Source organism: Pontibacter qinzhouensis (assembly GCF_008017455.1).
Taxonomy (GTDB): domain Bacteria; phylum Bacteroidota; class Bacteroidia; order Cytophagales; family Hymenobacteraceae; genus Pontibacter; species Pontibacter qinzhouensis.
On record NZ_VRTY01000007.1, the window covers coordinates 83,850 to 93,238 of the forward strand.

7 protein-coding genes and 1 pseudogene are annotated in these 9,389 nt (G+C 48.7%); 1 reads left to right on the forward strand and 7 read right to left on the reverse strand.

The genetic code is table 11. The features are described from left to right. The 4 genes from FVR03_RS03085 to mbhE form a co-directional block, all read right to left on the reverse strand. Window positions 1-1,521, reverse strand: a complete 1,521-nt coding sequence (locus FVR03_RS03085) for a proton-conducting transporter transmembrane domain-containing protein (protein ID WP_147920301.1) — start codon at window positions 1,519-1,521, stop codon at window positions 1-3. Between the two features lie 122 nt (window positions 1,522-1,643). Next, entirely contained in the window at window positions 1,644-2,045 is a 402-nt protein-coding gene (locus FVR03_RS03090) for a Na+/H+ antiporter subunit C (protein WP_147920302.1), read from the reverse strand. Between the two features lie 6 nt (window positions 2,046-2,051). Beyond that, window positions 2,052-2,594 (reverse strand): MnhB domain-containing protein, encoded by a 543-nt coding sequence (locus FVR03_RS03095; RefSeq protein ID WP_147920303.1) that lies wholly within the window; start codon window positions 2,592-2,594, stop codon window positions 2,052-2,054. Window positions 2,595-2,596: 2 nt separating this feature from the next. Next, window positions 2,597-4,906 (reverse strand): hydrogen gas-evolving membrane-bound hydrogenase subunit E, encoded by a 2,310-nt coding sequence (gene mbhE / locus FVR03_RS03100; protein ID WP_147920304.1) that lies wholly within the window; start codon window positions 4,904-4,906, stop codon window positions 2,597-2,599. A gap of 165 nt (window positions 4,907-5,071) precedes the next feature. On the opposite strand from mbhE, the gene FVR03_RS03105 reads away from it, so the two are divergent. After that, window positions 5,072-5,995 carry a universal stress protein gene (locus FVR03_RS03105; RefSeq protein ID WP_147920305.1) on the forward strand — a complete coding sequence of 308 codons (924 nt, stop codon included), beginning with the start codon at window positions 5,072-5,074 and terminating at the stop codon, window positions 5,993-5,995. A 258-nt stretch (window positions 5,996-6,253) separates the two neighbouring features. On the opposite strand, the gene FVR03_RS03110 is transcribed toward FVR03_RS03105, so the two are convergent. The 3 genes and pseudogenes from FVR03_RS03110 to FVR03_RS24235 form a co-directional block, all read right to left on the reverse strand. Beyond that, window positions 6,254-6,766 (reverse strand): FKBP-type peptidyl-prolyl cis-trans isomerase, encoded by a 513-nt coding sequence (locus FVR03_RS03110; RefSeq protein WP_147920306.1) that lies wholly within the window; start codon window positions 6,764-6,766, stop codon window positions 6,254-6,256. Between the two features lie 137 nt (window positions 6,767-6,903). Next, the gene (locus tag FVR03_RS03115; protein ID WP_147920307.1) at window positions 6,904-8,847 is read right to left on the reverse strand and encodes an AAA domain-containing protein; all 1,944 of its coding nucleotides are present in this window, start codon (window positions 8,845-8,847) and stop codon (window positions 6,904-6,906) included. A gap of 232 nt (window positions 8,848-9,079) precedes the next feature. Further along, window positions 9,080-9,389 (reverse strand): annotated as a pseudogene (locus FVR03_RS24235) (hypothetical protein); the annotation flags it as partial.

The following is a 9,389-nucleotide window of genomic DNA, read 5'->3' on the forward strand; positions in this document are numbered from 1 at the left end:
TTATTTATGCAATACGGCATTAACGTAACTTTCGGTGTTCAGGAGCTGCTCCGAAGCGCGTAATGCCAGGTTTACCAGGGGCTCAGCGTACAGTCCAATAAACAGAATACACACAATCAGGACCACCACAGGCAGGTGCAGCAGCCGGAGTACACCTATGTGCGCCGTGTTCGCTTCTGCTATTACCCGTGCAGCCTCCTCTGTGGGTGCAGGTTTCTTTTTCCAGAAAACCTCGTTCCAGATTTTGGTCATGGAGAAAATAGTAATTAAGCTGACGCCCAGCGATGTTGCCACCAAGCCATAGTTACCAGCCTCCAGGCCACCCTTTGCCAGCATAAATTTGCCCCAGAAACCCGAAAAAGGAGGAATACCTGCCAGCGAAAAAGCCGCTATTACAAACAAAAGCGACAGCAGTGGCTGTTGCAGGTAAACCCCACCTAACTTTTTTAGGGCAAACGAGCCGTACGTTCTGTACACCACCCCACTTATCAGAAACAGGCAGGTTTTAACGAGTATGTTATGAATAACAAAGTAGATGCTACCGGCAATGGCCATCGGTGTAAAAATAGCCAGTCCCATAAGCATGTACCCGATCTGGCTTACAATATGGAAAGAAAGTATTTTCCTGAAATCGACCTGAGAGGCTGCGCCCAACACACCTATTACCATGGTAAGCCCCGACAGCACCAGGAAGATCGGGAGCAGAATATCCTGGTTGAGGACGAACACCAGGGTGAACAGTCGCACCAAAGCATAAAGTCCGACTTTTGTAATAAGCCCGGCTATAAAAGCTGAAATACCGATAGGCGGTGTGTGATAGGAGGCAGGCAGCCAGAAAAACAGCGGAAAAATAGCGGCTTTTATTCCAAACGCGACCAAAAAGAAGATACTCGCCAGCGTAATAAGCCCATGGTTTGCCTCTGCCGATCTTACCAGTACCGCCAGTTCCGCCATATTGAGACTGCCTAAGATGCCGTAAACCATACCGATGCCGGTTAATAAAAAGCTGGATGCCAAAAAGTTAATCGTTACATATTTAATAGATCCTTCCAACTGCGGTTTGCTTCCGCCAAGGGCAATCAGCACAAAGCAACAAATCAGCAGCACCTCGAACCACACAAACAGGTTAAATAGGTCGCCGGTGAGGCAAACGCCGTTTACACCCATCTGGAGCAGCAACAGGAGCGGATAGTAGCCAAAAAGCTGGCGCGCATTACTCAGGCCGCGTAACGAGAAAACAAACACTGCTATGCCTACAATAGCGCTCGACAGCACCATCAGGCTGCTGAAAATATCTGATACCAGGGTAATTCCAAACGGAGCCTGCCAGTTTCCAATCTGAGTGGTTAAAATGCCGGTCGTGTCTGTTTTGTACAGCAGGTAAGCGGAAGCTGCGCATAAGCTTAGTTGCGTTACAACACCAATCACACGCTGCACGCCTAATTTTCGCCAGAAGAACAGGCAGGCTATGGCACCGTACAGCGGAATCAGAAGTGGTAAAACAAGTAGAATGTGTTGCATAAAGGGTTTTGAATGATTGAAATTTGCTAGTGACGGTATGCGCTGATTTTCAACTAATTTAAATTATGCTAATGAAACTGGCCTCCCAAAGCAAAATGAGGTAAAAAGGCTCAAGGGTCCGCTTAATCCTGCTGATCATATTTCTGGGTGTTACCTTCACTGAGGAGCTCTTCGTGTATTTTGTCTGTTTTGTCGAGGTCGTCGAGGTCGTTGGTGCCGAAAGCCTGGTAAACACGCTTAATAAGCACAATGGCAAATGCCTGAATACCAAAGCCGATAACGATGGCCGTGAGCAGCAGGGCCTGGGGCACCGGGTCTGCAAAGGGTTCAGAGGCAATGGTCACGTCATCGTCTATGATAGCGGTATTTCCCCTGGTCAGTCTTCCGATTACGAAAAGAAACAGGTTTGTCGCCAATCCGAATATAATAATCCCTAAAATGAGCTTAAAGAAATGCCGGTGCAGGATCAGGTAAAGACCGGATGCAAACAAAATACCTACAAGTATGGGTAATAATATCTCCATGAGCTTTTATTCTTCGGCCATTACAAACGTGATTTTCAGGACAACGCCCAGCACCAGGAGGTATACCCCCAGGTCAAACAAAATAGGTGTTCCGGGCTTTCCAAAAACCGGCAGGTACATGTCGGCCCACAAAGCTGACATGTACGGCTGTTGCAGAAAAAGGCCGAAAACCCCGCTGGTAGCAGCCAGAAAAAGGCCACAGGAAATAATAAATATCGGGTCTACCCGCCATTGGCGTGGCAGCCAGTCAGGTGCTGCCTGCAGTTCTTTTTTACGGAACAGATTTTTATACACCAGCACCAACACACTGCTCACACTGCTGCGGCCGGTTTGGTGCGCCTTCCTGAAATACTTGATGGTAAAAAAGGTGTAGGCTGTATCTTTTGGACCATGGGCCATGATATGAAAAATGAAAGCAATGGCACAGATCAGCCCTCCAATAAAGCCGCCGCCTGGGTGGTTGTGCCCGCGAAACAGAATATAGACCGAGAAAATGACAAAAAGCGGAATAAAAATCCGGATGGCAACCGCCAAAATAAGAGTTTTCATGGTTAGTGCTCGTTATCCAGTTTTAGTTTAAGCATGGCGTAAATGCCGATAGCAGCCACTGCCAGCACTGTTGTCTCTCCTAAGGTATCTAAAGACCTGAAGTCTACCAGAATCACGTTCACCATATTGCGCCCATAGCCCTGCAGGTAACTGTTCTCCCCGTAGTACGCTTTCAACCCCGACACCAGCGGATACTGCTTTACCAGTAGCGTTACGTAGGTCATCAGGCAACCAAAAAGACCAGCTACGATCATGTATTTAACCTTCTGGATTCGGGAACTTAGAAACCTGAATTCTGGAAGCTTGTGCAGGATCAGCACAAATATCACCACTGTCAGAGTTTCAATCAGGAGTTGGGTGGCGGCCACATCCGGAGCTCCGAACAAAATGTAAAACAGAGCAATAGAGTAACCTACCATACCCAGAATAGCAATGGCGGTAAGGCGGGAGCGGGTGCGGAACAGAAATAACAAAGCCGGCACGAGCAAGACGATCAGAACAAGCTCGTACAGGCGGGCATTTCTTATTTCCTGCCATCTCCCGCTCAGGTCCAGAACAGGGCCGGTTTGCGCCAGTACCCACACCACCAGCACCATAAACGTTGAAATGATGATGAAAATGTAACTCCGGAGGTACCCATTCTGCAGCTTTTGGGTCAATTTGGTGGCTCCGTTTAAAAGCCCCTCCAGGCCAAGCTCATAAATACGCTGAGGCCCTAATTTATAAAGCGGGTTTAGCCTGGGAGCGTAGGTATGTAAGCGATTGGAGTAGCGGTAAGCGCCATAGCCCAGCAGCAGGGTGAGCATACTTATGCCGAGCACCAGGTTGAATCCATGCCAGAGCGCCAGTTCAAACAGCTGCTCTACGCCCAGCATGGCCTCTGCTGCCCGCCGCAAAATAGGCGTAACCAGAGCCGCCGGAAACAACCCGAAAAGTAAACCAACCGATGAAATAATAACTGGCGGCAGATAGAGCGCAGGCGACATGGTGTGTAGCATCGGGGTTGGCCTGGAGCTTGCCTGCCAAAAAAGTTTGAACCCAAGCACAATAGCTATGGCGACAAACACCATTCCGGAGAAAAAGGAAACAGCAAACAGCAACGCTTTAAAAGTAGTAGCTGCCAGTGCCGCTTCGTACAAAAGCTCTTTGCCAATAAACCCGAAAAAGGGCAGCACGCCAGCCATAGAGAGTGCCGCTAAGGAGGCGGCCACACCTGTAGGAACCATACTTCGCCCAAGTCCTCTCAGCTGATCTAACTCGCGGGTGCCGGTGGCATGGTCTACATTGCCAGCCACTAAGAACAAGGTTCCTTTGTACAAGGCATGCGCCAGCAGAAACACGAGCATGGCCTGCAGAGCCGGCTCAGAACCAATGCCCGTCATGGTTACCAGTATACCTAAAGCGCTAATGGTGGTGTAGGCTAAAATAGCTTTAAGGTCGGTGTGCTGCATAGCCAGCAGCGCTCCCAGCAGTGTGGTAATACCACCAACCGCCATTAGGGTATACTGCCACGCATCGGTACCACCCAACACAGGCGTAAAGCGGGCCAGCAAATAAATGCCGGCTTTTACCATAGTAGCAGAGTGCAGGTAAGCGCTAACAGGAGTAGGGGCCGCCATGGCATTGGGCAACCAGAAATGAAACGGAAACTGAGCTGATTTTGTAAAGGCTCCGATCAGGATCAGCACCATTAGTGGCAGGTACAGCTCGTGGCTGGTTACTAAATCGCCCCGGTTCAGCAGATCGCTGATGGTGTAGGTTTGGCCAACGGCACCCAGCAGCAGCAGCCCCCCCATAAGTGCCAGACCGCCACCACCTGTTACCAGTAGTGCCTGCAGCGCCGAATTGCGCGAACCTGCTTTGTCGTGTTTGTACCCGATGAGGAGGTAAGAGCTTAGACTGGTCATTTCCCAGAAAACAAAGAGGCAGAAAATATTCCCTGACAATACCACACCCGTCATAGCGACCATAAAAAGTGTCAGGTACATATAGAACCGGCCCAGCAGCGGGTCGCCTTTCAGGTAGCCGCCCGCATACGTCATTATCAGGGTGCCGAAGCCGGTTACCAGCAGCACAAAAAACAGGCTCAACCCATCGAGGTAAAAATGGAGGTTGATGTTCAGGGAAGGAGCCCACCTATGAATAGCAAATATAGTCTGGCCGCCTAAAACATCCGTCAAATAACTACTGAAATAGACGAACGCCGCCAGCGGGTAAAGCGCCATCGGTACATAAACATACTTCCCCAGCCACTTGTACAGCAGCGGCGCACTAAAGGCAAGAAATAATCCGGCAAGTATAATTATGAGCATAAGTGCATGAAAAATGTAAAGGAAATATGCATAATCCCGTATGTAGCTTTAAGACTACAGTACCCTTCTACAGAAATTTAGTTACATTAGGGTCAATAACCGGTCAGACTGACTAGCCAGTTTACATACATTTTTTTCACCACAACCCTTATAAAGCTCCCATTTATGTACATCTTGAAACGAATTATGGTGGCCCTGGACCTAACGGATATGGATGAAACACTCATCCGGTACGCTGCCTTTCTCAGCAACAAATCCACCATCGAAAAAGTCTTTTTTATTCATACGGAGAAAAGTCTGGAAATACCGGCTGAATTATTGGATGGTCTGGAGCGGGATGTTGTTCCGACGGAGTCATCGATCAGGAATTTGATAGAGACGAAGGTAGCCACCTATTTTGCGGAGCTGCCGAATGTGCAGGTAGAGGTGCAGGTGGCTGAAGGCGGTCCGGTGAAAGAGATGCTCAGGCTGGCGGAACGCGAGGACATAAACCTGCTGCTCGTTGGCCGCAAACTGCATTTAAGAGGAAGTGGCGTGCTGCCGCAAAAGTTGCTGCGCACCGGCAAAATAAGTGTGCTCTTTGTGCCTGAAAACAATGATCCTAAACTCAACAGAGCCCTCGTTGCACTTGATTTTTCGGAATACTGTATGATGGCGCTTGACCGTATGCTTCATTCGGCCTTAAACCGACCAAACTTAGTTATTGACTGCATACACGTATACGAAGTACCCACAGGATACATTACCTTAGGAGAAAGCTATAAAGCCTTCGACCAGCGTATGCAGGGCTTCGCGAGCCAGAAGTTTGAGCAGGTGCTGGAGAAATTCCCGGAACTGAAGGAAAGGGCACACCTGCGGCTGGTAAAACAGGAGTATAACGATGACCTGGGAGAGATAATAGTACTGGAGGCCAAACGTTCGCAAGCTGACCTGCTTGTATTAGGAGCTAAAGGTAAATCGGCTGCGGCTTTGTTCCTGCTAGGCAGCGTAACCGAAAAAGTTTTGCGCCACAACGATCATATTCCTTTAATGGTATTTCGGAACGATAAAGAAGAAGTAGGCTTTTTGGATGCCTTGCTAGATACCTAACGCTTATGTGGGATTACACCAGGGTTTGGCAGCATCTAATTATTAAAATGCCACCACTCATACCAAACATAAGCAGCAGAACAAAATATGGTCCTGCTGCTTATAAAGGAAAAAAGGAGCAACTGCAGAGCTGCTCCTTTTTTTATGGTCTCCACCTCATATCCAGTATAGTAATCTGAAAGGAGAGGATTCAAATTATTCAAATGAAAATGCCCTTCAGAAGGATTTTTATTAAATCTGATCCAAGGGTTGCTGTTCTTAATGGTGATGACCGCCTTCGCCGTGTACGTGACCGTGGTCTATTTCTTCACTTGTAGCTTCACGAACCTCTTCTACTTTGCCTTCAAAAAACAGCTCTTTCCCAGCCAGCGGATGGTTAAAGTCCATGGTTACCGTTTCTTCTTCTACTTTAATAACGCGGCCCTGCAACTGGTTACCTTCGTTATCTGCCATCGGAATAAAATTGCCTTCTTCCAGCATGTTGTCGGGTATGGCTCCTTCTATTTCAAATACTGATTTTGGCAGATCGACCATGGCATTGGGGTCAAAATCGCCGTAGCCATCTTCCGCATCAAGCGAGAAACTAAAGGCATCTCCTGCACTTAAGCCATCCAGATTGTCTTCGAACTGCTCCGGCAATCCGCTTGCGCCAAACAAAAAGACCATTGGCTGCTCCTTTGTCGCTGTTTCTATTAATGTCTGCTCGCCGCTTTCATCTTTAATGCGCAGCTCGTAGGTGAGCGAAACCACTTTGTCTTTTTCGATTTTCATAGGTTACTGTTTTATTGTAAGACGCCCGAAAGGTAGAAACTATAATGCAGGAAGCATAGCTAAATTACTATAAATTGCGTTCTAAAATCCTTTTTAAAGACTTTATGAATTAAATTACGTGAAACTGGCTGAACCGTTTAAGGCAGACATTCATTTAGTTCCCAGGCACTCTTATAGGCGTTAATAGACTCGGCATACGCAATAAAGGCCGCAAAGAAAGGGTGCTGGGTCAGGGTGGCGCTATCGCCTACAATAACCAGCTTCTTTTTGGCGCGCGTCATGCCTACGTTCATGCGCCTGATGTCGCTCAGGAATCCGATCTCTCCTTTCTCGTTGCTCCGGACCATGCTCATGTAAATTATATCGCGCTCCTGCCCCTGAAAACTGTCCACAGTTCCTATCGAAAGCTGCCGCTTGCTGCGCAGGTCGTGCAGCAGGGGCATGTGCTCCACTTTGTCTTCCAGGTAGTTTATCTGGGCACGATAAGGAGCTATAACGCCAATGCGCAGGGGAATGGCCTCTTCGGCCAAAGTATAATCCTTCAGTGTGTACTGCAGGTGGTTCAGGAGGAGGTCGGCTTCTTCGGGGTTGGCAGAGCTTTGGGTTTCGGCCATGTCGGTTTCGTTGTAGCCACAGCCTGCGGTATCTATAAACTCCACCGCCAGCCCCGCCGCAAAATGCGGGTCGTAGTGGTGCAGGTCGGTTTCGCGCACACTCTCATGTGCCTCGAGCTCGCCCTTGTAAAACTGCTGGTTCGAGAACTCCATAATGTGGTGGTGCATGCGGTATTGCGTTTTCAGCATCACCGATACCTCCGGTTGCCGCTCTATACACTTCTCGAACAAGGTGCGGCTCAAGCCTCCTTTTTCAGCCTCAAACGATTTTACAGTAGGAGGGAGCTGGCAGTGGTCCCCGGCCAGCACCACCCGGTTAGCGCGCGATATCGGAATCCAGCAGGCCGGTTCCAGCGCCTGCGCCGCCTCATCAATAAACACGGTATCGTAGGTCAGGTGCCGAATGGCTTTGTTTGCCGAACCTACCAGCGTACAGGTTATTACCTGCACATTATCGAGCAGGTCTTCGGTGATATAATGTTCTACCTGGTCTGCCTGCTCCAGCAGCCGCTGGCTTTCATATTTGTATAACTGGCGCTGCGCACGCTCCTCATGCCCAAACTTCCGCTTAAACTGGAAAGCCATGCGCTTGTACTCTTCCGCTGTTTTACGGAAGTTCTTCAGGTCCTTGTAAGCCTTGTGGTTCATGATCTGGGCATCCAGCGTGTGCTCCAGCAGCACATCCGATACCCGCGAAGGGTTTCCGATCCGGATAACGTTTACGCCTTCGTTGGCCAGTTTCTCCGTCAGCAGATCAACGGCTGTGTTAGATGGAGCCGTAACCAGCAGGCGGTGCTGCGTCTGGAGCGTGTGCAGAATGGCCTGTACCAGTGTGGTGGTTTTGCCGGTGCCAGGAGGTCCGTGAATAATGGCAACATCGTTGGCCTGGGCTATTTTGCGTACTGCCTCGTTCTGCGATTTGTTCAAAACCGGGATTTCAGAAACAGGTAAGGCACTAAAAGCAGGAGCGGCCTCGCCCAATAAAATGTCGCGAAGCTGGGCCAGCCGGTTGCCGTTTGCCTCCATTACCTTGCGCATGGCAATTTCCATTTCGCGGTAACTCATTTCATCAAACGTCAGGTCTACCCCGAGTTTACCATCGTCTACCCAATCCGGCAGGTCTTCTTTATTTGTGGCCAGTAACACCTTGTTGCGGCGCAGGCCTACAATAACGCCGGCCAGGTTGGTGCGCTCTCCGTTGTTTGAGAATAAAGCAGCTGCTTTGCCCGTCTGGAAAAGGTGCAGTTGGTCACGGCCGGAGGTTCTTTCCAGCTCCAGCACCACCTTATTGCCAAACCCGATCTCCTCTTTCGATATAACCACCGGATACCAGCAAAAGCCCATCGCTTTTCGTTCTGCAATAGAGCTTTTCAGGCTTTTCGCTTTAAACTGCTGGCGGTCTTCTTCCTGCTCAATTTTAAGCAGCTCCTGCACCAGCCTCAGTTCATTAAATAGTTCGTCTGTCATGTATAGCAAACAGAGAAGCTGACTATAGAAGCCAGCCTTCGTTTTAGATTAAATATTGATTTAAGTTATGATCTAATTGTTACAACATGTATCTAGCTAAATTAGCTCCATCTACTGCAAGATAAGCGCTATTAAATACTGAAGATAAAGAAGTTAACTGTTAGCTACTACTTTAAGTAGCGTTTTAAATTTTAAATCGTTCATCCAGCAGTTTATCAACTGGGCACGCAACTTACCTGGTTTTCTTTTTGCCTTTGGCCGGTGCTTTGCTTAGCCTAAGTTGCAGCAAAACAGCATATAAAAAGATCAGGAAAGCTGAAACGGCCAGTATGGCAATAACCTTGTCTTTTCCGTAGCGTTTTTCATCAGAGGCCGACATTTCTGCCTGCAGCTCTGAAATTACGCGTTCCCGCTTCTTTAGCTGCGTCTCCAATGAGTTAATCTGGCTTTGAAGCCCTGCAATACGTTCGTTTACCTGCCGCTGGTCTACCTGCACCAGCTTGCCGTTGCGCTGAATCTCTACGGTGCTCTCTGCTACCTTT

Excerpts from the sequence above, each read along its gene's own strand:
- FVR03_RS03085 (WP_147920301.1), bottom strand. The coding sequence starts at position 1,521 with ATGCAACACATTCTACTTGTTTTACCACTTCTGATTCCGCTGTACGGT.
- FVR03_RS03090 (WP_147920302.1), bottom strand. The coding sequence starts at position 2,045 with ATGGAGATATTATTACCCATACTTGTAGGTATTTTGTTTGCATCCGGT.
- FVR03_RS03095 (WP_147920303.1), bottom strand. The coding sequence starts at position 2,594 with ATGAAAACTCTTATTTTGGCGGTTGCCATCCGGATTTTTATTCCGCTT.
- mbhE (WP_147920304.1), bottom strand. The coding sequence starts at position 4,906 with ATGCTCATAATTATACTTGCCGGATTATTTCTTGCCTTTAGTGCGCCG.
- FVR03_RS03105 (WP_147920305.1), top strand. The coding sequence starts at position 5,072 with ATGTACATCTTGAAACGAATTATGGTGGCCCTGGACCTAACGGATATG.
- FVR03_RS03110 (WP_147920306.1), bottom strand. The coding sequence starts at position 6,766 with ATGAAAATCGAAAAAGACAAAGTGGTTTCGCTCACCTACGAGCTGCGC.
- FVR03_RS03115 (WP_147920307.1), bottom strand. The coding sequence starts at position 8,847 with ATGACAGACGAACTATTTAATGAACTGAGGCTGGTGCAGGAGCTGCTT.